This is a genomic window from Streptomyces sp. NPDC052107, assembly GCF_040680215.1.
GTDB lineage: Bacteria > Actinomycetota > Actinomycetes > Streptomycetales > Streptomycetaceae > Streptomyces.
This window is the reverse complement of record NZ_JBFAWG010000012.1, coordinates 56,207-81,324: the sequence shown is the minus strand read 5'-3', so window position 1 is coordinate 81,324 and position 25,118 is coordinate 56,207. Positions and strand designations below refer to the sequence as shown.

The window sequence follows — 25,118 nt, the reverse complement described above, 5'->3', positions numbered from 1 at the left end:
GTGGCGGGTGGGCGAGGCGGAGCCCCGGTTACGGAAGCACAGCCGACAGTGCCTTCAGGAAGCCGTTCGCCGTCACCCGGTCCCGCACAGCCACCCGAACCCATTCCTCACCGAGCCCCGGAAACGTATCCCCCCGCCGCACCGCATAGCCAAGGCCACGCAACCGGTGTCGTACAGCGGCCGCACCCGGCATTCGGACCAGCACGAACGGCCCCTCCGGAGGCTCCACCACGCGTACACCCCGCGAAGCGAACTCCGACAGCCCCGCCACCAGGTGGGCCCGGTCCGCCGCGATGCGATGCGCCGCATGCCCCGCCTCCGCCAGCGCGCGAGACGTGACACACGCCTCGGCCGCGGCCAGCGCCGGCGTCGACACCGGCCACAACGGCTGAGCCCGCTCCAGTGCGGCGATGATGTCCGCGGGAGCCAGCACATACCCGATACGCAGCCCGGCCAGCCCCCACGTCTTGGTCAGACTGCGCAGCACGACCAGCCCCGGCACATCGGTCCGTTCGGCCAGCGCCTCCCGCTCACCCGGCACCGCGTCCATGAACGCCTCGTCGACCACCAGCACCCGCCCGGGCCGGGCGAGTCGGGCGATCGCTGCCGCCGGATGCAGCACGGACGTCGGATTCGTCGGATTCCCGATCACCACCAGGTCCGCCTCCTCCGGCACCGCCGCAGGATCCAGCCGGAACCCGTCCTCCTCCCGCAGCAGCACCCGGTCCACGGTGTGCCCCGCGTCCCTGAGCGCCGCCTCCGGCTCGGTGAACTGCGGATGCACGACGACCGGTCGTCGCACCTTCAGCGCGCGGGCGAGCAGCACGAACGCCTCCGCCGCGCCCGCCGTCAGCAGCACCCGCTCCACCGGCAGCCCGTGCCGCGCCGCCACCGCCGCCCGCGCGGCCCGCCCGTCCGGGTAGGCCGCGAGGGACGACAGCGAGCCGGCGATCTCCTCCCGCAGCCACGAAGGAGGGGTGTCCGCACGGACGTTGACGGCGAGGTCGACCAGCGTGGCCCCGTCGTCCCGCACCTCGGCGTCCCCGTGGTGCCGCAGATCCGGTCCCGTGTCCTCAGTGCGCATGGCTGTGCGAGTGCCCCCCGTGATGGTGATGCCCGTGACCGTGCCCGGAGCCGTGGTGGCCGTCGTCGTCCGGGTGGAAGTGCGGCTGCTGCGGCAGCCCCACCTTGTCCTCGAAACCCGGCAACGCGATCCGGTACACGCACGAGTCGCAGTTCATGCGCAGATCGCCCTTGACGGCCTCCTCGTACCGCTCCAGCACCAGATCCAGCAACTCCGGCTCGGGCCCGATGACATCGGCCGACCGCACCTCGATCTCCGGGTGCGCGGCCGCCCACCCCTCGGTCTGCTGCCGCACCCGGTCCGGCAGGATCCCGGTGAACAGGAAGTAGGGGAGTACGACGATCCGCCGCGCCCCCAGCGCCGCGCACCGGTCCAGGCCGCTCGGCACGTCCGGCGCCGCCAGCGACACGAACGCCGTCTCCACACCGGCGTACCCACGGCCCTCCCACAGCAGCCGCGCCGCCTTGAACACCTCGGCGTTGGCGTCGGGGTCCGTCGAACCGCGGCCCACCAGCAGCACCGTCACATCGGCCCGGTCCTCGGGGCTCCGCCCGGAGGCACCCAGCGCGGCGTCCAGCCGCCGCTCCAGCACGCTCAGCAGCACCGGATGCGGGCCCAGCGGACGGCCGTAGGTGTACGAGATCCCCGGGTGCCGTTCCTTCTCGCGGGCCAGCGCGGCCGGGATGTCGCCCTTGGCGTGCCCGGCGGACACCAGCATCAGCGGCACGGTGGCGAACCGTCGTACGCCCCGCGCCACCAGTCCGGCCACGGCCTCGCCCAGCGGCGGCGCGGACAACTCGATGAAGCCGCCCGCGACCGGCATGTCGGAGCGGAGCTGCAGCTGCCGCACGAAGTCGCGGAACGCCTCGGCTCCGGCGTCGTCACGGGTGCCGTGGCCGGCGATGAGCAGGGCTGGCGGGGTGGTCACGAGGTCTCCTCAGACGAAACGGGGTGGTACAGCAGGGCGTTGAGCGCGGCGGCGGCGACCGCCGACCCGCCCTTCTCGGACACGTTGCTGACGGCGGGCAGTCCGCTCGTCCGCAACGCGGCCTTGGACTCGGCCGCGCCGACGAAACCGACGGGCAGGCCGATGACGAGCGCGGGGGAGGCGTCCAGGGTGAGCAGTTCCTCCAGGGCGGTCGGCGCACAGCCGATCACCCACAGGGCACCGGGTCCGACCTGCTCGTAGGCGAGCCGGACGGCGTGGGCCGAACGGGTCAGTCCCGGCCCGGACCTGGCGTCCTTCAGCCGGCAGACCGTCTCCCGGCGGGTGATGCCGGCCGCGACCATCTCCACGTCCACGACGACCGGCGCCCCGGCGTGCAGCGCCGCGTGCGCCCTGACCAGGTCGTCCTCGGCCATGACGAGATCGGTCGCGTACTCCAGGTCGGCGGCGGAGTGGATGACCCGCTCCACCACCGCCCGGGCCAGCGGCGGGAGGTGCGAGGTGTCCAGGCGGGCGCGCAGCCGCCGGAAGGACTCCTGCTCGATCGGATGGACCACACGGGCCACAGGGTTCACTGGGTGCCCTCCTGCCAGCGGTAGCCGCGCGGGGTCACCATGCGTCCCGCGATGATCCGGGTGGCCGTATTGCCCACGGTGACGACGGTCATCATGTCGACCGACGCCGGGTCGAGTTCGGCGAGGGTCGTGACCCGGCTGGACTCGTCCGGCCGGGAGGCGTTGCGCACGACACCCACCGGCGTCGTCGGCTCCCGGTGCCCGGCGAGGATCGCGAGCGCCTTCGGCAGCTGCCAGTCGCGGCCCCGGGAGCGCGGGTTGTAGAAGGTGACGACGATGTCCGCCTCGGCCGCCGCCCGCACCCGCCGCTCGATGACCTCCCACGGCGTGTGCAGGTCGGACAGGCTGATGGACACGTGGTCGTGGCCCAACGGCGCGCCCAGGATCGCCCCGGCGGCCAGCGCGGCCGTCACCCCGGGCACCCCGACCACGTCGATGTCGTGCGAGGCCTCGGCGAGCGCCGGCGACGCCATGGCGTACACGCCGGCGTCCCCGCTGCCGATCAGCGCCACGGCATGCCCCTTGCGGGCCTCCGCGACCGCCGTACGCGCCCGCTCCTCCTCGGCGCCGAGCCCCGACTCCAGCACCCGCGTTCCGGGCCGCAGCAGATCGCGGATCTGGTCCACGTACTGGTCGAGCCCGACCAGCACCGAGGCCCGGCGCAGCTCGGCCGCCGCGCGCGGGGTCAGCAGGTCCCGGGCGCCGGGTCCGAGCCCGACCACCGCGAGCCGCCCGCGCCCCGGACGCCGTACGACGGCACAGGTCGCCATGGCAGGCTGGGCCCGCGACTTCGTCTTGGGCACGAGGAGTTCACCTCCGCGCACCAGCGCGGCCGCCTCCGCCACCGACGGCGTGCCGACGGCCGTCAGCGGCGCCTCGGAGGGGTTCGGCACCTCGACCGCCGCCAGCTCCTCGGCGGAGTACGTCACCAGCGGCACCCCCAGCCGCTCGGCGGCGGCCACGATGCCCGTCTCCTCCGCCTTGGCGTCCACGGTGGCGAGTTCGGCCACGGACTTCGGCGAGAGCCCCGCCTCCCGCAGCGCCCCCTCGATGAGCCCGAGGACTTCCTCCTCGGGCGCGCCCTTGGACGCCCCGACCCCGACCACCAGCGACGGCGGCCTGAGCAGCACCTCGCGCTCCCCGGGCTCGACGTCCCGGTCGGTGAGCCGGATCGTGTGGGCGCCCCGCGGCGAGGCCGGCAGCGGCGGCAGCGGCCACGCCAACTCGGTCTCCAGCGCGACCGGTTCGCCGTCCAGCAGCGCCCGGGACACGGTCGCGACCGAGCCCTCGTACGGCAGCCCCAGCGTGTCCAGGCCCGCGAGCCCCACCGAGTCCGTCGCGGTCGTCACCACCGGTTCGGCGCCCAGCAACTCGCCCACCGCACGGGCGAGTTCGTTGGCGCCGCCGCCGTGCCCGCCGACCAACGACACCGCGAACCGGCCGGCCTCGTCCACGCAGACCACGCCGGGGTCGGCCGTCTTGTCGCCGAGCAGCGGTGCGAGCAGCCGTACTGCCGCGCCCGTCGCCAGGAAGCACACCAGCTGCTCGCACTCGGCGAACGCGGCCCGCACCGCCTCCCCGACGGGCCCCTCGTACGCCCGCGTCCGGCCCGGCCAGGCCGCGGCCAGCCGGTCCCGTGCGACTGTTCCGGCGGCGGTGGTGGAAATGAGTCCAATCACCGGGTGCCTCCGGATGGTGACTGGTAGGGTCGCGAATCGCTGAGCGAGAACCAAGCCAGCACAGCAGTAACCTCCAACAACTTCATAAACCGGGCTGGTTTCAACCCGGCTGGTGTCGATCGCGTCAGACTCGGCGGTTCATCGAACCGACGAGCAGCGTGAGCCGGGAATCTCCCCCGCCGACGGGGGAGAGGATTCAATCGGTAACTCCTTCGCTTACCGCTGGGCGCCTGACGCCCCACAGCAGAAACACAGGATTGGTCGCCGCGAGCCGGGTCACATCTCCCGGCAGCGGTGTCAGTCGCGACGACTGCAGCAGCACCCCGTCGCAGGTGAACCCGGCGGCCGTGAGCGCCTCGCGGGCGGCCGGTACGCGGTCCAGCGCGGCCATGGCGACCACGACCGTCCGCCGGGCGCGGCGCGCGCACGCCGCGACGATGTCGGGGAGTTCGCGCCCACCGCCCCCGACGAACACCGCATCGGGATCGTCGAGCCCGTCCAGGGCCTCGGGTGACGAGCCGTGCACCACGTCCACGTCCACGCCGTGGGCGCGGGCGTTGGCGCGGATCCGCTCCACCTCGTCCGCCGCCTTCTCCACGGCGACGACGGCCGCGCCGAGCCGCGCGCACTCCACCGCCACCGAGCCCGAGCCGGCGCCCACGTCCCACACCAGGTCGCCCAGGCCCGGCCCCAGCCGGGCCAGCGCCAGCGCCCGTACCTCGAACTTGGTGATCATCGAGTCGCGGTGGGCGAACTCGTCCTCGCCCAGCGCCCACCGCGAAGGCCGCGCGGGAACCCCGGCGACCGTACGCACCGGCCCGAGCGCCCGCGCCTCGTCCAGACACAGCACCACGCTCACCGCCGTACCCCAGTCCCGGGCGGCGGCCTCGGCGGGCGTGACCCGTTCGACGCGCTCGTCCGTGGAGCCGAGGGCGGAGACGACGACGAGGACACGCCCCGGCACGCGGGCGTCGTGCAGCAGCGCCGCCCCCAGTTCCGCCGGCCCCGCGCCCGGCCCCGTCAGGACCGCGACCTTCGACCGCGCCCGGCACACGTTGACCGCCGTACGCAGCTCCCGGCCGTGCGCGCTGACGACCACGGCGTCGTCCCACGGCAGCCCCACCCGCGCGAACGCCGCGGCGACGGACGAGACCCCGGGCCGCACCTCCAGCCGCCGCGACCCGAACCGCTCGGCCAGCACCCGTACGATCCCGAAGAACCCCGGGTCGCCGGAGGCCAGCACCACCACCGGAAGCTCTTTGCCGACATACTCGGCGATCGTGTCCAGGGCGGGGGCCAGCGGCCCGAGCACGACCCGCTCGGCGCCCTCCGGCAGCCGTACCGCGTCCAGGTGCCGGCGGCCGCCGACGACGAGGGCGGCCCCGGCGAGGAGATCCTCCGGAACCGGCGTCCCCGTCCCCGTGCCGACGACCGTGATCAACTCTTCGCCCTCTGCTCGCGCAGGGCCCGCCGGGCCTCCGGGTCGGCCTTGCGGTACCCGTGGAAGTGACCCGGGTGGTACAGGTGCGAGCGGGTGCCCTGCGCGTCCAGTGCCGGGCCGACGAGGAACAGCGTGTGCTTCCAGAGCTTGTGCTCCTTGACCGTCTCCTCCAGCGTGCCGATCGTGCACGTCACGACCAGCTCCTCCGGCCAGGTCGCCTGGTAGGCGACGACCACCGGGGTGTCCGTCGGATAGCCGCCCTCCAGCAGCTCGCGCACCAGCTGCCCGCTGCGGGCGGCGGAGAGGAAGATCGCCATCGTCGTACCGTGCCGGGCGAACTCGCGCACCTCCTCCCCGGGCGGCATCGGCGTCTTGCCGCCGCCCAGCCGGGTGAGGACGACGGACTGCGCCACCTCGGGAATGGTCAGCTCGCGCCGCGCGAGAGCGGCGACGGCGGAGAAGGACGAGACCCCGGGTACGACCTCGGTCTCGATCCCGATCTCCGCGCACCGGTCCAGCTGCTCCTGAGTGCCGCCCCACAGCGCCGGGTCACCGGAGTGGATCCGCGCCACCCTCAGGCCCTCGGCGTGGGCGCGCAGGTAGACCGCGACGACGTCCTCCAGGGCCATGGTCGCCGAGTCCAGGATCTCGGCGTCCGCACGCGCGTGTTCGAGGACCTCCGCCTGGACCAGGCTCGCCGCCCAGATCACCACGTCCGCCTCCGCGATGGCGCGCGCGGCGCGGAACGTCAGCAGATCGGCGGCGCCGGGGCCGGCACCGACGAACGTCACCTTGCCGGTGGGGGCATCGGCCATGGGGAGGGTCCTCTCGTACGGAAGCTGCGGGAACTGCGGATGCTGTGGAGCTGTGGAAGCCGCGGAAACGCAAGTCGGAATCGGTGAAATGTCACGGTCTGGCGGGATGTGACCGGCGCCGGATGTGCGCGAAGGTGCCTCCATCGGATAGCAAGGGCCTATGGCGGTCTTCGTCGCGCTCGGCGCGTTCCTGATGACGCTGGCCGGCGGCTGGACGGCACAGCGCGTGACCGACCGTCGCCATCTCGTCCTGGGACTGGCCGGCGGCCTGATGCTGGGCGTGGTCGGCCTGGACCTGCTGCCGGAGGCGCTGCGCGCGGCCGGCCACGCGATCTTCGGTGTCCCCGCCGCCCTGCTGCTGTTCGTGACCGGCTTTCTCCTGGCCCACCTGGTGGAACGCACCCTGGCCGCCCGCCAGGCCGCGCACGGCGGTGCCGAGGGACGCAATCACCGGGCCCCCGAGGTGGGGCTGACGGCGGCCGGCGCGATGGTCGGTCACAGCGCGATGGACGGCGTGGCGATCGGCGCGGCCTTCCAGGTGGGCAGTGGCATGGGCGCGGCCGTGGCGCTCGCGGTGATCGCGCACGACTTCGCCGACGGCTTCAACACCTTCACCATCACGAGCCTGTACGGCAACGCCCGCCGCCGGGCGATCGCGATGCTGGTGGCCGACGCCTGCGCACCCCTGGTGGGCGCGCTGTCGACCGCCTTCTTCCACATCCCCGAAGCGCTCCTCGGGGGCTACCTGGGCCTTTTCGGCGGCGTCCTGCTCTATCTCGCCGCCGCCGAGATCCTGCCCGAGGCCCACCACGAGCACCCCGCGCACTCCACCCTGCTGTGCACGGTGGCCGGCGCGGCGTTCATCTGGCTGGTGGTGGGTCTGTCCGGCGGCTGAACGGACCGGTGCCCGGCGGCCGGCGTCCCCGGTGGCCGCCCCGGCCGGCCGCCTCGGCCGCCTCACAGCTTCCCGCCCCGTCCGCCGTCCCGCCGCGGCGGCGCGATCAGCGTCGACAGATACGGCAACGGCGTCCCGTCCAGTTCGGCGGCCGGCCGCACCGACTCCTCCGGCAGCCCCAGCGCCGACCCCCACACGGCATCGGCCAGCCGTCCGGTCTCCGCGAGCGCCTCGGCGACCTCGGCTGCCTGCCGCCCGAACTTGTACGCGACGACGGTCCCCGGCCCGGCCAGCGCGTCCTTGAGCACGGCGGACCCGGCGGTCACCGGCACCAGCGTCAGCGGCTCGGTGCCCTCGGTCAGCACGGCACCGGACCGGGCCGCCAGCTCCTGCATGGCGGTGATCCCGGGCACGGTCTCCACGACGACACCCGGCACCAGCCCGGCGATGGTCTGCGCGAGATAGGTGAACGTCGAGTACACATTGGGATCGCCGATGGTGGCGAAGGCGACGGACCCGTGCCGCTTCAGCAGCTCGGCGACTCGCTCGCCCGCCGCGTCCCAGGCGGCCTCCCGGCGCGCCCGGTCGGTCCGCTCGTTCAGCGCGAACACCACCCGGACGACCTTGTCCTCGGGCACGTAGTGCAACACGGTCGCCTCGGCCCGCCCCCGTTCTCCGCCATCCGTCCCATCAGACGCAGCCATCACGGGTACGACGACGACATCGGCGGCCCGCAGCGCGTTGACCCCCTTGACGGTCACCAGCTCCGGGTCACCGGGACCGACCCCGACTCCGACCAGCCTGCTGCTCATGACGTCCGGCACCTCTCCACGAACCGACGGGCGACACCGGGCTGGGACGCCCAGTGCGTGTGCAGATAACTCGCGTGCACGCCCTGCTGTACGAAACCTTCGACCCGCCGGACCGGCGCCCGTACACCCCACGCCGGAGCGGCCCCGGCCCCGGGTTCGACGACGGTCCGATGAAACTCGTGTCCCCGCATCCGCGTCCCCGCGACAACCAGCACACTGTCCCCGACGGCCACGGCGTCCCGATAGCCCAGGGTGAGCCGTTGCGTCATCCGCGCGGTGGCGTCCAGCACCCCGCACATCGGCTTCCCGTCCAGCTCCCGGCAGAGATAGAGCAGCCCGGCGCATTCGGCGGCCACGGGAGCACCGCTCAGCGCGAGCTCGGCGACGGCCTTCCGCAGCGGCTCGTTGGCGGACAGCTCGGCCGCGTACACCTCGGGGAAGCCGCCGCCGATCACCAACCCGGCGGTGCCTTCGTGCAGTTGCTCATCCCTCAGGGGGTCGAAGGCGACGACCTCGGCACCGGCGGCGGTGAGCAGCTCGGTGTGCTCGGCGTAGGAGAAGGTGAAGGCGGGTCCACCGGCTACGGCGACTACCGGCCCTCGCCCTTCAGCCGAGCGAGTCGGGTGGTGGGCGGGCGAGGCGGGGGTCCAGGGGGCGGAGCCCCCAGGGAGGGCACCCGCAGTACGGGCAAGCGCTTCGAGGGCGGCCAGGTCACACCCCTGACCCACCTGCGCAGCCATCGCCGCCACAGCCTCGACCGCGGCAGAACGCCTTTCGGCAACCGGCACCAACCCAAGGTGCCGCGACGGAGTGTCCACCTGAGGAACCCGCCGCAGCACCCCCAGCAGAGGCACCCCGGCCTGATCCAACGCCTCCCGCAGCAGCTCCTCATGCCGGTCGGACGCGACCTTGTTCAGGATCACGCCCCCGACCCGCACCTCCGGATCCCAGGAAGCGAACCCGTGCACCAGCGCCGCCACCGACCGCGACTGCGACGACGCGTCGACAACCAGCACCACCGGCGCCCGCAGCAGCTTGGCGACATGCGCGGTGGACGCGAGTTCACCCTCGCCCGCCGCCCCGTCGTACAGCCCCATCACACCCTCGACCACGGCGATGTCACACCCCCGCGCCCCGTGCAGGAACAGCGGAGCGATCAGCTCCGGTCCGCACAGGTACGCGTCCAGGTTGCGCCCCACCCGCCCGGTGGCGAGCGCGTGGTATCCGGGGTCGATGTAGTCCGGCCCGACCTTGTGCGGGGACACGGCGAGCCGCCGCGCGGCGAACGCGGCCATCAGCCCCGTGGCGACGGTGGTCTTGCCGCTGCCCGAGGAGGGCGCGGCGATGACCAGCCGAGGCACCGACGATGTCACCACTCGATGCCCTTCTGGCCCTTCTGCCCCACGTCCATGGGGTGCTTGACCTTGGACATGTCGGTGACGAGGTCGGCGAAGTCCACCAGCTTCTCCGGCGCGTTGCGCCCGGTGATCACCACATGCTGCGCGCCGGGCCGGTTCCGCAGCACGTCCACGACCTCGTCGGTGTCCACCCACCCCCAGTGCAGGGGGTAGGCGAACTCGTCCAGCACGTACAGCCGGTACGTCTCGGCCGCCAGGTCCCGCTTGACCTGCTCCCAGCCCTCGCGGGCCTTCTCCTCGTTGTCCATCTGCCGATCGCGCTGCACCCACGACCAGCCCTCACCCATCTTGTGCCAGGCGACCGAACCGCCCTCACCGCTGTCGCCCAGCACCCGCAGCGCGCGTTCCTCGCCGACCTTCCACTTCGCCGACTTGACGAACTGGAACACCCCGATCGGCCACCCCTGGTTCCAGGCGCGCAGCGCGAGCCCGAACGCGGCGGTGGACTTCCCCTTGCCGACACCGGTGTGCACGACGACCAGCGGGCGATTGCGTCGCTGACGGGTCGTCAAACCATCGTCGGGTACGACACTCGGCTGCCCCTGCGGCATTACGCGGCCCTCCTCGAAGTCCCCTGCACATCCCTGACCAGCCCGGCGATGGAGTCGGCCCGCAGCTCGTCCAGCGTGACGGCCGTACCGCCCAGCTCACCCGCGAGCTGCCCGGCGAGCCCGAGCCGCACCGGCCCCGACTCACAGTCCACGACGACGGAGGCGACCCCTTCGGCAGCGAACAGCCGTGCCGCACGTCCGGCCAGTGCGACCGGCTCAGGCCCGCCCGTGGCTCGTCCATCCGTCACCACCACGACCAGCGCCCGCCGCGCCGGATCCCGCAACCGCTCCACGCGCAGCACCTCGTGCGCCTTGAGCAGCCCGGCCGCGAGCGGCGTACGGCCACCGGTCGGCAGCGACTCCAGCCGGGCCGCCGCCGCATCCACGGAGGAGGTCGGCGGCAGCGCGACCTCCGCGGCCGGCCCCCGGAAGGTCACCAGACCCACCTTGTCCCGCCGCTGATAGGCGTCGAGCAGCAGCGACAGGACGGCGCCCTTCACCGCGCCCATCCGCTGCCGGGCCGCCATCGATCCCGAGGCGTCCACGACGAACAGCACGAGGTTGCCCTCGCGTCCCTCGCGGGTCGCCTGCCGCAGATCGTCCCGGCGGATCACCAGCCCCGGCCCCGACCTGCCCCGCGCCCGCTGGTGCGGGGCCGCGGCCTGCACGGTGGCCGCCAGGTGCAGCTTGGTCAGCACGCCCCGGGGCCGCCGGGCCCCGGTCGTCCGCCCGTGCTCGGTCCGCGCCCGCGACCGACGGCCCGCGGCTCCCTCACCGATCCCGGGCACGCTGAGCACCTTGGCCCGGAACGGTTCGGCGGCCCGTACGGCCGACTGCTCCTTCGAGCCGGACGCCTGCGGTTCCCCGTCCTCCCCGGCCTCGGGCCGCGCGGCGGTGTCCCCGCCGCCCTGGGGGCCGCTGTCGGGCGCCGGCTGCCCACCGCCGCCACCGGGACCGTCGGGGTCGGGGTCGTCGTCGGGGGACTCGCCGGAGAACTCCTCCAGCGTCTCGTCGAGCTTGTCCTCGTCCAGGCCGGGCGCATCGAAGGGGTTACGCCGGCGTCGGTGCGGCAGCGCCAGCAGCGCCGCCTGCCGCACGTCCTCGGCGCGCACGTCGGTCCGCCCGGCCCACGCGGCCAGCGCCGTCGCCGTACGCGCCATCACGATGTCGGCGCGCATGCCGTCCACCTCGAAGGCCGCACAGGTCGCCGCGATCTGCCGCAGCGCGCCGTCGCCCAGCCGCACCTGCGGCAGCAACTCCCGTGCCGCGACGATCCGTTGCCGTACGGCGACCTCCTCGTCCGCCCACGTCGCGGCGAAACCGGCCGGGTCGTCGTCGTACGCCAGCCGGCGCCGCACCACCTCGACGCGCTGGTCCGGCTCACGCGAGGCGGCCACCTCCACGGTCAGCCCGAACCGGTCCAGCAACTGCGGGCGCAGCTCGCCCTCTTCGGGGTTCATCGTGCCGACTAGCAGGAAGCGGGCCGCGTGCCGCACGGAGACGCCCTCGCGCTCCACGTACGAGGCGCCCATCGCCGCCGCGTCCAGCAGCAGGTCGACCAGGTGGTCGTGGAGCAGGTTGACCTCGTCGACGTACAGGATCCCGCGGTGCGCGTCGGCCAGCAGACCCGGCTCGAAGGCCTTCACGCCCTCCGCGAGGGCCCGCTCGATGTCCAGGGCACCGACCAGCCGGTCCTCGGAGGCGCCGACGGGCAGCTCGACCATCCGCGCGGGCCGGTGGGTACCCGGCCCCGGCTCGTGCGGACCGTCGGGGCACGACGGATCCGGTGCGGCCGGGTCGCACGAGAAGCGGCAGCCGGCCACCACGGCGACCTCCGGCAGCAGCGCCGAGAGAGCGCGCACGGCCGTCGACTTGGCGGTGCCCTTCTCGCCGCGCACCAGCACACCGCCGACCGCCGGGGACACGGCGTTCAGCAGCAGTGCGAGCCGCAGGTCGTCCTGGCCGACAACGGCCGTAAAGGGGAAGGGGGTTGTCACTGGTCGTCGCCCTCCAAGTCGCCTTCCAGCTCCAGGTAGGTGGCGCGCAGCCGCTCCAGCGTCTCCGCGTCCGGCTCGGCCCACAGGCCCCGGTCCGCAGCCTCCAGCAGCCGCTCGGTGATGCCGCGCAGCGCCCACGGGTTGGACTTCTTCATGAAGTCCCGGTTCTCCGGGTCGAAGACGTACTCCGCGCCGAGCTTCTCGTACATCCAGTCGTCGACCACGCCCGCCGTGGCGTCGTAGCCGAACAGGTAGTCCACGGTCGCCGCCATCTCGAAGGCGCCCTTGTAGCCGTGCCGGCGCATGGCGGCCATCCAGCGCGGGTTGACCACCCGGGCCCGGAAGACGCGGTGGGTCTCCTCGCCGAGCGTGCGGGTCCTCACCTGGTCCGGTACGGCCGAATCGCCCACGTACGCCTCGGGGTTGGCGCCGGTCAGATGCCGGACCATGGCGACCATGCCGCCGTGGTACTGGAAGTAGTCGTCGGCGTCGACCAGGTCGTGCTCGCGGGTGTCGACGTTCTTCGCGGCGACCGCGATCCGCTTGAACGCGGTCTCCATGTCGCCGCGCGCCGCCCGCCCGTCGAGCCCGCGCCCGTAGGCGTAACCGCCCCAGACGGCGTACACCTCGGCGAGGTCGGCGTCGGAGCGCCAGTTGCGGGCGTCGATCAGCGGCAGCAGACCGGCGCCGTACGCCCCCGGCTTGGAGCCGAAGATCCGGGCCGTCGCGCGCCGCCGGTCACCGTGCCCGGCGGTGTCCTCGTCGGCGTGCGCCTTCACGAAGTTGCTCCCGGCGGGCTCGTCCAGCTCGGCCACGGCCCGTACGGCGTCGTCGATCAGCCCGACGACGTGCGGGAACGCGTCCCGGAAGAACCCGGAGATCCGGACCGTGACGTCGATGCGCGGCCGGCCCAGCTCGGCGAGCGGGACCACCTCGAAGCCCGTGACCCGGCGCGAGGCGTCGTCCCACACCGGACGGCAGCCCAGCAGCGCCAGGATCTCGGCGATGTCGTCACCCTGGGTGCGCATCGCCGACGTGCCCCACACCGTGAGGCCGACGGACGTCGGGTACTCGCCCGTGTCCTGCAGATACCGCTGCACCAGGGAGTCGGCGAGCGACTGGCCGACCTCCCAGCTCAGCCGGGACGGGATCGCCTTGGGGTCCACCGAGTAGAAGTTCCGGCCGGTCGGCAGCACGTTGACCAGACCGCGGGTCGGCGAGCCGGAGGGCCCGGCCGGGACATAGCCGCCGTCCAGGGCCCGCAGGATGTGCCCGATCTCGTCGGTGGTGCGGGCGAGGCGCGGTACGACCTCGTCGCACGCGAACTCCAGCACCGCGGAGGCGTCCGGGAGTTCGGTGCCCAGTACGTCTCCCAGGACGGCGGGTACGGCCGTGCGGTCCCAGGCCCGCTCCTCCATGCCCTCCGCGATCCGCCGGCACAGGTGTTCCAGCAGGTCGATCGCGTCGGAGGCGGTACGAGCCGGGCCCTCCACCAAGTCCGTCAGCTCCACCGGCACCTTCAGCGCAGCGCCCGGCTCGGCGAGCAACTCCTTCTCGACGAGCCCGAAATGAGCCGCCAGCGAGGCCCGCAGCCCCGGCAGCGCGTTCGCCTGCCCGCCCCACACCTGCGAGGCACGGAGCACGGCCAGCACCAGGTTCACACGGGGCTCGCCGACCGGGCCGCCGCCCAGGATGTGCAGACCGTCGCGGATCTGCACGTCCTTGATCTCGCACAGATAGCCGTCGATGTGCATGACGAACTCGTCGAACGCGTCGTCGTCCGGCTGCTCGGCCACATGCAGGTCGTGGTGCAGCTCGGCCGCCTTGACCAACGTCCAGATCTGGGCGCGGACGGCCGGTGCCTTCGCCGGGTCCAGGTCGGAGACGAGCGCGTACTCGTCCAGCAGTTGCTCCAGCTTGGCCAGGTCGCCGTAGGTGTCGGCGCGGGCCATCGGCGGCACCAGGTGGTCGACCACCGTGGCGTGCCCGCGCCGCTTGGCCTGGGTGCCCTCGCCGGGGTCGTTGACGATGAACGGGTAGATGAGGGGGAGGTCCCCGAGGACGGCGTCCGGAGCGCAACCCGCGCTCAGACCCAGCCCCTTGCCCGGCAGCCACTCCATCGTGCCGTGCTTGCCCATGTGCACGATCGCGTCGGCGCCGAAACTGTTCTCCAGCCAGCGGTAGGCCGCCATGTAGTGGTGCGAGGGCGGCATGTCGGGGTCGTGGTAGATCGCGATCGGGTTCTCGCCGAAGCCGCGCGGCGGCTGGATCATCACCACGACGTTCCCGAACTGCAGGGACGCGAGCACGATGTCCTCGCCGTCGACGTACAGGCTGCCCGGCGGCTCGCCCCACGCCTGCACCATGGCTTCCCCGAGGTCCGGGTCCAGCTTCTCGAACCAGGCCCGGTAGTCGGTCAGCGGGACGCGCGCGGGCGCCGCCGCCAGCTGCTCCTCCGTCAGCCACTCCACGTCATGGCCGCCGGCCTCGATCAGCCGGTGGATCAACTCGTCGCCGCCGGACGGGTATTCGGTGAGCCCGTACCCGGCGTCCCGGAGGGCGTCGAGCACCCGCACCGCCGACGCGGGCGTGTCCAGACCGACCGCGTTGCCGACCCGGGAGTGCTTGGTCGGGTACGCGGTGAAGACCAGCGCGACCTTCTTCTCCGCGTTCGGCTTGTGCCTCAACCGCGCGTGCCTCAGGGCGATTCCGGCCACCCGCGCGGCCCGCTCCGGGTCGGCCACGTACACCGGGACCTCGTCCGGACCCTGCTCCTTGAAGGAGAACGGCACGGTGATCAGCCGGCCGTCGAACTCCGGGATCGCGACCTGCATCGCCGCGTCCATGGGGGAGAGGGCGGCGTCCGACTCCTCCCACGCGGCCCGCGAGGAGGTGAGGCAAAGCCCCTGCAGAACCGGGATGTCGAGATCGGCGAGCGCGCCGATGTCCCAGGACTCCTCGTCACCGCCCGCCGACGCCTGCGAGGCGTGCGTGCCGCCGGCCGCGAGCACGGTCGCGACCAGCGCGTCGGCCTTCCCCAGCAGCTCGTACAGCCCGGCGTCCGCACCCCTCAGCGAACCACAGTACACCGGCAGGGCGTTGGCACCCTTGGCCTCGATCGCGTCACACAGGGTGTCCACGAAGGCGGTGTTGCCGCTGAGCTCGTGCGCCCGGTAGAAGAGCACGCCCACGGTCGGCCGGCCGTCCTGGAGCTCGTAGGAGCCGTGGACGCCGTACTCGGGCATCTTGCGCGGCTCCTCGAAGCCCTCACCGGTCAGCAGCACGGTGTCCGAGAGGAACCGGGACAGCTCCAGCAGGTTCGCGGGCCCGCCCTCGACCAGGTACTTCAGCGCCTCCGCCACGACACCGGCCGGCACCGACGACTCGGCCATCAGCTCGGCGTCCGGTACGGCCTCGCCGCCCAGCAGCACGGTCGGCACGCCGGACGCCCTCAGGACGGCCAGCCCCTCCTCCCAGGCGCGCTTGCCGCCCAGCAGCCGTACGACGGCGAGGTCCGCGCCCGCGAGCAGCCCCGGCAGCTCCTGCTCGACGTCCACCCGGGTCGGGTTGCCGATGCGGTAGTCCGCGCCGGAGGCCCGCGCCGCCAGCAGATCCGTGTCGGCGGTCGACAACAACAACACTGTGCTCATGCAGGCGCTCCCGGTGGGATGAAAGGCAGTCCTTGCGGCGCGCCCGACTCGATGAGCCGCCACAGCGCGTCCGTGTCCGCGTGCTGTTCGATCAGGTCGCCGAGCCGGTCGAGCTGCTCCTCGCGCAGCGCGGCGAAGGAGGTGTCCGGCGCGGGCACGAAGCGGCGGCCCGCGGCGGCGGCCACCTCGCGCAGGAAGGCCCGGCGGAAGCCGTCCGACTCCAGTGAGCCGTGCCAGTGCGTGCCCCAGGTCCGGCCGACCCGGCAGCCGTCCAGGAAGGCTTCTCCGCCGAGGACTTCGGCGACCCCGTGATGGATCTCGTACCCCTCGACCCGCTCGCCCAGGGCCTCCCCGGACGGCCGGGTCAGGGTCTTCTCGCGCGCGAACCGCACCCGTACGGGCAGCACACCGAGCCCGTCGACCGCGCCGGCGCGCGACTCGACCTCGTCCTCGATGCGCTCGCCGAGGATCTGGAAGCCGCCGCAGATGCCGAGAACCGGGCGTCCTTCGGCAGCCCTTCGGACGAGGGCGTCCGCGAGCCCGCGCTCCCGCAGCCACTCCAGCGCCCGGACCGTGCCCCGGGTCCCCGGAATCACGACCAGGTCCGCGTCCGCCAGCTCCTCCGGCCGGTCCACGAACCGCACCACGACACCGGGTTCGGCGGCCAGCGCGTCCACGTCCGTGAAGTTGGACATCAGCGGGATCGCGCACACGGCGACGCGCAGTACATCCGCACCGACGGGCGCAGCCACGGTCGACTCGCGGACGGTGCCGCGCAGCGAGACCCTCCCCCACGCTCGGCTTCGCTCGCGCGGGGGGACCCCCATCCCGTCCTCCTCGTCGATGCCGAGCCCGTGCCGGAACGGCAGCACGCCGTACGTACGCCGCCCGGTGAGGCCGTACAGCATCTCCAGACCGGGCTCCAGCAGGGAGACATCGCCGCGGAACTTGTTCACCAGGAACCCGGCGACCAGTTCCTGGTCCTCCGGCGAGAGCAGGGCGACGGTCCCGAAGAAGGAGGCGAAGACGCCCCCGCGGTCGATGTCGCCGACGACGAGCACGGGCAGCCGCGCAGCGCGCGCGATCCCCATGTTCACGATGTCCGTCCGCCGTAGATTGATCTCAGCCGGCGAGCCCGCGCCCTCACAGATCACCGCGTCATACGTGCCCCGCAACTCGGCAAGGCAGTCCAGCACCGTGCCGAGGAGCTTCTGCTGCCGCCCGCCGTGGTAGCCGCGTGCGCTCAACTCGCCCACCGGCTTGCCCAGCAGCACCACCTGGCTGCTCTGCTCGCCGCCCGGTTTGAGCAGCACCGGGTTCATCAGCGCGGTCGGCTCGATCCGGCACGCCTGGGCCTGCATGGCCTGCGCCCGTCCGATCTCCGCACCCTCGCGGGTGACGAAGGAGTTGAGCGACATGTTCTGCGCCTTGAACGGCGCGACCTTCACGCCCTGGCGCACCAGCCACCGGCAGATCCCGGCCGTCACGACGCTCTTTCCGGCGTCGGAGGTGGTGCCGGCGACGAGGAGTCCCCCGTTCACTTCCCACGTCCCTTCAGACCCTTGACGAGGAGGCGCGCGGCGACCGTGCCGCCGAGCGCGAGCAGGCCGACGCGGCGGGAGAGCCGGACGGCCCGGTCGATGTCGGTGACCCGGACGGCCCGGCCGGTGTCCCCGTTGAGCACGGGCCGGTGCTCGACCCGGCCGCCGTAGGAGAGCGTTCCGCCCAGCCGGACGCCGAGCGCCCCCGCGAACGACGCTTCCACGGGCCCGGCGTTGGGGCTCGGGTGCTGGTGGGCGTCGGCCTTCCAGGCGCGCAGGGCACCCCGCGGGTCGGGTCCGGCCGCGGCCGCGAGTACGGCGGTCAGCCGGGCCCCCGGCCAGCCGGCCAGGTCGTCCAGCCGGGCGGAGGCCCAGCCGTAGCGCCGGTATCGGGGCGACCTGTGACCGACCATCGCGTCCAGGGTGTTGACGGCCCGGAACCCCAGCAGCCCGGGCACCCCGGCCACGGCCCCCCACACCAGGGCGCCCACGACGGCGTCGGAGGTGTTCTCGGCGACCGACTCGACCACGGCCCGGGCGATCCCGTCGGCGTCCAGCGCCTGCGGGTCCCGGCCGCACAGATGCGGCAGCCGCGCCCGCGCCGCCTCGACGTCCCCGGACTCCAGGGCGCGCCCGATCGTGCGGGCCTCCCGGGCGAGCGACGTACCGCCGACGACCGCCCAGGTGGCGGCGGCGGTCAGCGCGACGGAGGCGGTGGGGGAGGGGCGTACGACGCGTGCGGTCAGTGTGCCGAGTGCGACGGCGCCACCGGCGCACACGACGGTGTGCAAGGCGCCCCAGCCGCGGTGGTCGTGCCACAACGCGCGGTCCACGGCAGCGGCCGCACGCCCGAACGCGGCGACCGGATGCCCGCGGCGCGGATCGCCGAGGAGCAGGTCACCGAGAAGGCCGGCGGCGGCGCCGTACGCGTAGGAGCGATCGGCACCCATCGGCTCAGCCGGCCGTGGGTACAGGAGCGGGCCTGGTACTGGTCCTTCGGCAGCCGAGCATGGCGATCTGTGTCCTCACTCAGGGTGTCCGCGCCCTGGTTCGACGAGATTCGGCGGTGAGAGTTCCTGGCTCCCGGGGGTTCTTCCCCGGTGACAGTGGCGGGACCGCGCCGGATTCGCACCGGCTTCCTCTCCTGCCGCCGTACATGGCCTGGGCAGTCCACCACGCGCCCGGAACGGCCGTCAACTTGCCGTTGACCTGCGCGGGGAGAGTGTGCCGATCCCCACATCGTGGGGCGCCCGTGACCCGTGGGCATGGCGAAGGCTCCCCTCCGTCACGGACGGCGGGGAGCCTTCGGATGGCCCGATCGGTGCTGCTCGGTCAGGACTTGGAGACGATCAGGTAGATGCCGTACGACACCGCGGCCGCGCAGGCGGCGAAGCAGAGGTAGGCGCCGGTGACGGCGAGGGTGGCTGAGCTGCCCTGGGCCGCGGCCTTCTCGCGCCGCGCCAGACCGTTGACGCCGAGGGTGAACAGGGCCACCAGGCCCACCGTGAACACGAGGCTGACGCCGAAGACGGAGCCGAGGGCCGACCAGTCGATCTTCATGGGGTTGCTTCCTTGGTTACCGGTGTGGCCGGGGTCAGACGGTGGCGGCCGGCGGCGCGGCCTCGGTGGTGGCCGGGGAGGGGATCGTGGCCGTCAGGTCCTCGGTGATCGTGCCCGCCGGGGGCGGGGTCACCGCGGCGATGGCGGTGGTCACCACGCCGGCCGGCTCCTCGGGCGCGTCGACGACGTTGGTGTGGTCGACGACCTCGCGGCGGGAGACCTTCCAGATCGCGGCGCTCGCGGCGACGAGGAAGACGGCGACCGCGGCGGTGCCCCAGTCACCGAGGTCCGTGACGGACTCGGCGCCCGCGCCGACCAGCGCGGCGGCCGGGAGGGTGAGCACCCAGGCGACGGCCATGCGGGTCGCGGTGGACCAGCGGACCACCCCGCCCTTGCGGCCGAGGCCCGCGCCCATCACCGAGCCGGAGACGACATGCGTGGTGGAGAGGGAGAAGCCCAGGTGGGAGGAGGCCAGGATGGCGGTCGCGGCGCTGGTCTGGGCGGCGAAGCCCTGGCGCGGCTCCAGGTCGGTCAGGCCCTTGCCCATGGTGCGGATGATCCGCCAGCCGCCGATGTAGGTGCCGAGTGCGATGGCCAGGCCGGCGGAGAGGATGACCCAGGTGGGAGGGTTCGAGCCCGGGGCGATGGCGCCGCCCGTGATCAGCGCGAGGGTGATGATGCCCATCGTCTTCTGGGCGTCGTTGGTGCCGTGGGCGAGGGAGACCAGGCCGGCGGAGGCGATCTGGCCGGCGCGGTAGCCCTTGCGGGTGGCCTCGCCCTCGGCCTTGCCGCCGATGCCGTAGGAGAACCGGGTGGCCAGCATCGAGGCGACGCCCGCCACGATCGGCGCGGCGACCGCGGGGAGCAGCACCTTGGTGACCAGGACGTCACCGTGCACGGCGCCGAAGCCGGCGGAGGCGATGGTGGCGCCGATCAGACCGCCCATCAGGGCGTGCGAGGAACTGGAGGGCAGGCCCACCAGCCACGTCAGCAGGTTCCAGAGGATCGCGCCGACCAGGGCGGCGAAGATGACCTCGGGACGGATGCCGCTCTCGTCGACGAGACCCTTGGAGATCGTGTTGGCGACCTCCACGGAGAGGAAGGCGCCCACCAGATTGAGGGCGGCGGACATGACCACCGCGATCTTGGGCTTCAGGGCGCCTGTCGAGATGGTCGTGGCCATCGCGTTGGCGGTGTCGTGGAAACCGTTCGTGAAATCGAACGCGAGAGCGGTTATCACCACTATCGCGAGGATCAGCGAGAAGCTTTCCATTTACCCAGGCAATCGTTCGAGGTCATTGGCTGGATGACCGTAGGCAACCTGAGTGAACAGAAGGTGAACTGCGACAGGCGTAGGGATGTCCTAAGAGGGGGGTTGAGGTTCCGATCGGCTCGGGCGGCCCAGGCACCCCTTGGCTACCGACCCCGCGCGAAGGTCCGCAGCCGGCTCGTGGAGCCGTTGAAGAGATTCTGGTCACCCGGCAGCCGGCCGTCGGTGTCGAACTGCCAGATCGTCCAGTACCGCCACCCGCCCGGCAGCGTCCCCGGCCGCGAGGTGCCGTGCCGGGCGATCCACAGGGCGTGGCTCTTGGCGAACGCACGGCTGTTGCCGGTGCAGAGCCGCCACCACTGGGTCGTCGTGTAGATCACCGGGCGGCGTCCGGTCTCCTGCTTGATCTCGTCGCTGAAGGACCGGATCCAACGGACCATCCGCGTCCTGCCCACCCCGTAGCACTTGTGCTTCTTGCTGTACGGGTTGTCCTCGATGTCGAGCGCGGGCGGCAGGGTCCTGCCGTCCGCGACCCAGTCGCCGCCGTGCTGTACGAAGTACGCGGCCTGCTCGGCGCCGGAGGACTTGTCCGGCCGTGCGAAGTGGTACGCGCCCCGGTACAGGCCCGCCGCACGGGCGCCGTCGTACTGCTGGGAGAAGTAGGGGTTGAGGTAGTCCGTGGACTCGGTCGCCTTGACGTAGACGAACCGCGCGCCCATGGGCCTGGCGGCCGCCCAGTCGACGTGCTCCTGGTGGGACGAGACGTCGTGGCCCCGGAGCGGGCCCGTGACCAGCGTCGGAGGTCCGGCGGCCGCGGACGCGGTGGCCGCGAGGGCGAGCGCCGCCGTGGTCGCCACGAGGGCACCGGCGCGGTGACGGAGAAGGGTGCGTTCGCGGACCATGTGTCTCCCCGGGTCGGCGGACGGAAGACCGTCCGGCGGGCAAGAGAGACCATTGAAGGCCCGGTGATCAGCGAATCATCGCCTCTTTACGGCGGTTCGTCATGTTTTCGCTCATTCGGCGCTGTGCGCTTCCGGTCGGAAGCGACCGTCCATCCCCCTTCCGTGGGCGCGGCTGGCAGGATCACGGCATGGCTGGACAGCGGCGGGACGCGGAACACGAACGGATCTGGGCGGAACTGGTCGCGACGGCGCGGCGGACCGTGGCCGACGGGCTGGTGGTCGGCACCTCCGGGAACGTCTCCGCGCGCATCGGCGACCTGGTGCTCGTCACCCCGTCCGGTGTGCCGTACGACCGGCTCACCCCGGACGACATCACTGGCGTCGACCTCGGCGGCCGCCAGGTTCTCGGCACGCTGGTGCCGACCAGCGAGCTGCCCATGCACCTCGCCGTCTACCGCACCACCGACGCCCGCGCGGTCGTCCACACCCACGCCGTGCACGCGACGGCGGTCTCCACGCTCGTCCCGGAGCTCCCGCCGGTCCACTACATGGCGGCAGCCCTCGGCGGCCCCGTCCGGGTCGCCCCCTACGCCACCTACGGCACCGACGAGCTCGCCGAGAACATGCTCCGCGCCCTGACCGACCGCTCCGGCTGCCTCCTGCAGAACCACGGCACGATCACCTACGGCACCACCCTCGACCAGGCCTACGACCGCACCGCCCAGCTGGAGTGGATGTGCCGTCTGTGGCTGATGGCGTCCTCGGTACCGGGCCCGACCCCGTCCCTGCTGACGGAGGCACAACTGGCGGAGGTCGGGGAACGTTTGAGGGGGTACGGCCAACGGAGGTGACACCGTGCTGCCCCATCCCTCGCTCCGGCGCTTCCTCGACCGCCTCGCTCACCTTTCCATGCCGGTCCCTCGTGTCCGCCGCAGCGGCGCTCGGCCACCGCGCACGTGGCCGGCGGCGCCGAACCGACCGCACCCCCGCGCTCCTCACCGCCCCGCCCTTCCACTGGCCGGTAGGCCCAACCCCCACGACACTGGACCCGTGCGCCCAGTCAAAGCGACCGCCACCGCACTGACCGCGGTCCTCGTGGCCGGCGCGGCATCCGTCGCCGCCGGCCGGATCGCCAGCGACGCCGCGCTGAAGGCGCCCGCGGGCCGCCCCCTGCCCACCGAACCCCGGCTCACCGTGCACGGCACCGTCGCCGGCCAGATCACCCTCACCCGCGATCTTGCCTCGCTGCGCCCCGGCACCTACGGCCTCGCCGGCGACGGCTCCCACGCGGTCGTCGGCCCCGTCCTGGAGGCGGCCCGGCACGCGGCCGACACCGTCGTACGCCGCCTGGAACGCGTCACTCACGGCACCCTCGCCTCCGGCGACGCGGTGTGGCTCACCCCGAACCTGTACGTCGGCAACCCCGGCACCGCCCTCGGCCTCGACCACGCCGACATCGACGTCCCCGGCGAACTCGGTGAACTGCCCGCCTGGTTCGTACCCGGCGCCCGGGACACCTGGGTGATCGCCGTGCACGGCCTCGGCACCACCCGGGAACAGGCCATGAACCTCATGGCCCCCCTGCACGCCCGCCGGGTGCCGGTCCTCGCCCTCGCCTACCGCGGCGACCTCGGCGCCCCGCGCCCCCCGGACGGACTGAACCACCTCGGCGAGACCGAGTGGCGCGACCTGGACGCGGCGATCCGCTACGCCGTCCGCTACGGCGCCCGCCGGGTCGTCCTGCTCGGCTGGTCCACCGGCGCCACCATGGCGCTGCGTGCCGCCGAGCGCTCCGCGGTGCGCGAGCACATCGCCGGACTGGTCCTCGACTCGCCGGTGCTCAGCTGGGAGGCCACGCTGCGCGCCCTCGCCCGGGCCCGCCGCACCCCGCAGCCCCTGCTGCCGCTCGCCGTGCGCGCCGCGCAGGGCCGGACCGGCCTGTACGCCGACCGGGTCCCCGAGATCACCGACCCCGCCGTGCTCACCGTGCCGACCCTGATCTTCCACGGGCCCGACGACCAGGTGGCCCCCTGGGAGTTCTCCCGCCGGCTCGCCCGCCGCCGCCCGGATCTGGTCGCCCTGCACACCGTCCCGCAGGCCCCGCACGCGGCGATGTGGAACGCCGACCCGAAGGAGTACGAGGAGCGGCTGCGCCGCTTCCTGACCCCGCTGGTATGAGCACGCCGGCCCGCTGGTACGGGGACGCCACCCCATGGGTTACGAGGACGCTCCCGACCCTCCGGCAGGCGCCGGGAGGCCCGGTGCCGGGCATTCCGTTTAAGGCCGTACGAGTGGCCTGATCACCACTCCTCGCCCCGCCCCGAACCCCGTGCCTTGGCCAGCCCCGTCGCCCGCCGTGACATTCCGTTTGGGTTTTCGGACCGTCAACCGGAAGACTGCACTCGTGACGTCCCGTATCCCGCGCGACTCCAGGCTCCGACTCGTCCGACCGCGACCCCTGGCCGCCGCCCCCAGAGCTGTGAACCAGCGGCGCCCGCGCCGCCCCGCACCCCGGCCTCCGGAGGGCACCCCGGCCCCCGCGGAACTGGCCGGAATGGCCCGCACCGGGCTGGCCGGCCCCGTGCGGGTCGCCCGCTGGGCCGACGCCGCACTCGGCCCCGGCAGCGACGGCGCCACCGCCGACGGCAAGGCCACCCTCTCCGACGCCACCGCCCGACGCGCCGCCGCCGATCTGGGCCTGAGCGTCGCTCAGATCCGGACCGACTGGGACACCGCCCGCCTCGCCGGACTCGTCGAGGTGCACGGCGACAGCGCGCGCCCCGGCTGGCGGCTGCGCGCCTGGGACCGCGACGACAGCGCCGTACTGCGCGGCTGGGTCGCCCTCTTCGACGCATGGTCGCTCTCCTCCCCGGAACCCGAGGAGCACGAGCCGGCCGCCGTCGCCGAGGTCGTCTCGGCCATGCCCCAGGTGCTCTCCTTCCTCCAGCTGTCCGCCGGGCCGGTCCCGGTCGAGCAGCTGCTCGACCTGCTCCAGCAGCGGGTCACCGAACTGCGCACCGAGCGCTGCGAGGTCCCCTACGAGCCCGGCGCCGGGCAGCCCGCCGAGCCCGGGCCCGCGCGGCCGACCGTGCCGGCGGCCCGGCAGCCGTCCGAGCCGGGGTCCGCACAGCCGGCCCTGCCGGGGGCGCGGCGGCCGTCCGAGCCGGGACCCGCGCGCCCGGCGGCCGACTTCGCGAGCCCGGCGGAACTCACGGCCGTCGTACCGGAAGACGCCGCGCCCACCGGCGACACCCCGCTCGAACCCCTCCTCGACTGGGCGCTGCGGGCCCTCGCCTCGGTCGGCGCGCTGACCTACGGTGACGGCCAGGCCACCCTCACGCCGCTGGGCAGCTGGGCGGTCTGGGTCAAGCTGGAGCAGATCTGCGTGGCCGCGCAGAGCCCGGCCGGCAACATCGAGCAGTCCGCCGAGGACATGCTCCGCGGCTGCGCCCAGCTCCGCCCCAACGCCGCCCGCGCCGAATACCGAGCCTGGCTCGCCGCCCGCACCGTCGGCGATGCCGTCACCGAGCTGATCCACGCCGCGCGCGGCGAGGACGCGCTGCTGCGCGGCCTGGCCTTCGAGGCGCTGCGCGTCGTCGGCGCCCCCGCCGAGCCCGACGTACGCGCCGTCGTGGACGAGCCTGCCCTGCGGCCCTACGCCCTGCTGTGGCTCGCCGAGCACGACGGGATCGACCCGGAGGACGCCCACGAGGTGCTCACCCGCGAGGAGGCGACCTGGCTGTGGGTGGACACGGCCGCCGCCGTCGCCGACCACGGCGAGTCGCCGATGCTGGTCCGGCATCTGGAGTCCGCGGTGCAGCCCACCGTCCCCCAGCTGCTCGACGAGGTCCGCGCCGTCGGGCACCCGCGCACCGTGCAGGTCCTGGTGGCGCTCGCCGCCGCGCACCCCGACCCGGCCCTGGCCAAGGCCGTACGCCGGGCCGCCTTCCACGTGCACACCGGAGGATGAGCGGCGCGGGGG

Annotated in this window: 20 protein-coding genes and 1 riboswitch; of the genes, 4 read left to right on the top strand and 16 right to left on the bottom strand. The window is 73.4% G+C overall.

Annotated features, from left to right (window positions below; all coding sequences use genetic code 11):
* Positions 1-28: 28 nt before the first annotated feature.
* From cobC to cobM, 6 genes are all read right to left on the bottom strand, one after another.
* Complete coding sequence (cobC, locus tag AB0M27_RS16170; protein WP_365722090.1) at positions 29-1,084, bottom strand: Rv2231c family pyridoxal phosphate-dependent protein CobC; 1,056 nt, start codon at positions 1,082-1,084, stop codon at positions 29-31.
* Positions 1,074-2,012: a sirohydrochlorin chelatase gene (locus AB0M27_RS16165; protein WP_365722088.1), complete on the bottom strand. Its 939-nt coding sequence runs from the start codon at positions 2,010-2,012 to the stop codon at positions 1,074-1,076. The genes cobC and AB0M27_RS16165 overlap by 11 nt, the downstream gene beginning before the upstream one ends.
* Positions 2,009-2,596 carry a precorrin-8X methylmutase gene (locus AB0M27_RS16160; protein ID WP_365722341.1) on the bottom strand — a complete coding sequence of 196 codons (588 nt, stop codon included), beginning with the start codon at positions 2,594-2,596 and terminating at the stop codon, positions 2,009-2,011. Before AB0M27_RS16160 ends, AB0M27_RS16165 begins: the two co-directional genes overlap by 4 nt.
* 5 nt (positions 2,597-2,601) lie before the next feature.
* Positions 2,602-4,284 (bottom strand): precorrin-3B C(17)-methyltransferase, encoded by a 1,683-nt coding sequence (gene cobJ, locus AB0M27_RS16155; RefSeq protein ID WP_365722086.1) that lies wholly within the window; start codon positions 4,282-4,284, stop codon positions 2,602-2,604.
* Positions 4,285-4,480: 196 nt separating this feature from the next.
* On the bottom strand, positions 4,481-5,725 hold the full coding sequence (gene cbiE, locus AB0M27_RS16150; protein WP_365722084.1) for a precorrin-6y C5,15-methyltransferase (decarboxylating) subunit CbiE: 1,245 nt from the start codon (positions 5,723-5,725) through the stop codon (positions 4,481-4,483).
* Positions 5,722-6,540, bottom strand: a complete 819-nt coding sequence (gene cobM / locus AB0M27_RS16145) for a precorrin-4 C(11)-methyltransferase (RefSeq protein WP_365722082.1) — start codon at positions 6,538-6,540, stop codon at positions 5,722-5,724. Before cobM ends, cbiE begins: the two co-directional genes overlap by 4 nt.
* Positions 6,541-6,700: 160 nt before the next feature.
* Here cobM and AB0M27_RS16140 point away from each other — a divergent pair, with 160 nt between their 5' ends.
* Complete coding sequence (locus AB0M27_RS16140) at positions 6,701-7,435, top strand: ZIP family metal transporter (RefSeq protein WP_365722080.1); 735 nt, start codon at positions 6,701-6,703, stop codon at positions 7,433-7,435.
* Between the two features lie 62 nt (positions 7,436-7,497).
* Here the strand turns inward: AB0M27_RS16140 and cobI are convergent, their stop codons facing one another.
* The 10 genes from cobI to AB0M27_RS16090 form a co-directional block, all read right to left on the bottom strand.
* Entirely contained in the window at positions 7,498-8,247 is a 750-nt protein-coding gene (cobI, locus tag AB0M27_RS16135; RefSeq protein ID WP_365722078.1) for a precorrin-2 C(20)-methyltransferase, read from the bottom strand.
* Complete coding sequence (locus AB0M27_RS16130) at positions 8,244-9,620, bottom strand: cobyrinate a,c-diamide synthase (RefSeq protein WP_365722076.1); 1,377 nt, start codon at positions 9,618-9,620, stop codon at positions 8,244-8,246. The genes cobI and AB0M27_RS16130 overlap by 4 nt, the downstream gene beginning before the upstream one ends.
* Positions 9,617-10,216: a cob(I)yrinic acid a,c-diamide adenosyltransferase gene (gene cobO, locus AB0M27_RS16125; protein WP_365722074.1), complete on the bottom strand. Its 600-nt coding sequence runs from the start codon at positions 10,214-10,216 to the stop codon at positions 9,617-9,619. The genes AB0M27_RS16130 and cobO overlap by 4 nt, the downstream gene beginning before the upstream one ends.
* A complete protein-coding gene (locus AB0M27_RS16120) occupies positions 10,216-12,213 on the bottom strand; it encodes a putative cobaltochelatase (protein ID WP_365722072.1) in 1,998 nt (665 codons plus the stop codon). Before AB0M27_RS16120 ends, cobO begins: the two co-directional genes overlap by 1 nt.
* A complete protein-coding gene (gene cobN, locus AB0M27_RS16115; RefSeq protein WP_365722070.1) occupies positions 12,210-15,863 on the bottom strand; it encodes a cobaltochelatase subunit CobN in 3,654 nt (1,217 codons plus the stop codon). The genes AB0M27_RS16120 and cobN overlap by 4 nt, the downstream gene beginning before the upstream one ends.
* Positions 15,860-17,404: a cobyric acid synthase gene (locus AB0M27_RS16110; RefSeq protein WP_365722068.1), complete on the bottom strand. Its 1,545-nt coding sequence runs from the start codon at positions 17,402-17,404 to the stop codon at positions 15,860-15,862. Before AB0M27_RS16110 ends, cobN begins: the two co-directional genes overlap by 4 nt.
* Positions 17,401-18,354 (bottom strand): cobalamin biosynthesis protein, encoded by a 954-nt coding sequence (locus tag AB0M27_RS16105; protein ID WP_365722066.1) that lies wholly within the window; start codon positions 18,352-18,354, stop codon positions 17,401-17,403. Before AB0M27_RS16105 ends, AB0M27_RS16110 begins: the two co-directional genes overlap by 4 nt.
* A gap of 97 nt (positions 18,355-18,451) precedes the next feature.
* A riboswitch (cobalamin riboswitch) is annotated at positions 18,452-18,594 on the bottom strand.
* A 142-nt stretch (positions 18,595-18,736) separates the two neighbouring features.
* Complete coding sequence (locus tag AB0M27_RS16100; RefSeq protein ID WP_365722065.1) at positions 18,737-18,964, bottom strand: hypothetical protein; 228 nt, start codon at positions 18,962-18,964, stop codon at positions 18,737-18,739.
* 34 nt (positions 18,965-18,998) lie between these two features.
* A complete protein-coding gene (locus AB0M27_RS16095; protein ID WP_365722063.1) occupies positions 18,999-20,237 on the bottom strand; it encodes an inorganic phosphate transporter in 1,239 nt (412 codons plus the stop codon).
* A 143-nt stretch (positions 20,238-20,380) separates the two neighbouring features.
* Positions 20,381-21,136, bottom strand: a complete 756-nt coding sequence (locus AB0M27_RS16090) for a lysozyme (protein WP_365722061.1) — start codon at positions 21,134-21,136, stop codon at positions 20,381-20,383.
* A 188-nt stretch (positions 21,137-21,324) separates the two neighbouring features.
* Here AB0M27_RS16090 and AB0M27_RS16085 point away from each other — a divergent pair, with 188 nt between their 5' ends.
* From AB0M27_RS16085 to AB0M27_RS16075, 3 genes are all read left to right on the top strand, one after another.
* Positions 21,325-21,987 carry a class II aldolase/adducin family protein gene (locus AB0M27_RS16085; protein WP_365722059.1) on the top strand — a complete coding sequence of 221 codons (663 nt, stop codon included), beginning with the start codon at positions 21,325-21,327 and terminating at the stop codon, positions 21,985-21,987.
* Positions 21,988-22,186: 199 nt separating this feature from the next.
* Complete coding sequence (locus AB0M27_RS16080; RefSeq protein WP_365722057.1) at positions 22,187-23,314, top strand: alpha/beta fold hydrolase; 1,128 nt, start codon at positions 22,187-22,189, stop codon at positions 23,312-23,314.
* A 226-nt stretch (positions 23,315-23,540) separates the two neighbouring features.
* The gene (locus AB0M27_RS16075) at positions 23,541-25,106 is read left to right on the top strand and encodes a hypothetical protein (protein ID WP_365722055.1); all 1,566 of its coding nucleotides are present in this window, start codon (positions 23,541-23,543) and stop codon (positions 25,104-25,106) included.
* Positions 25,107-25,118: the final 12 nt, after the last annotated feature.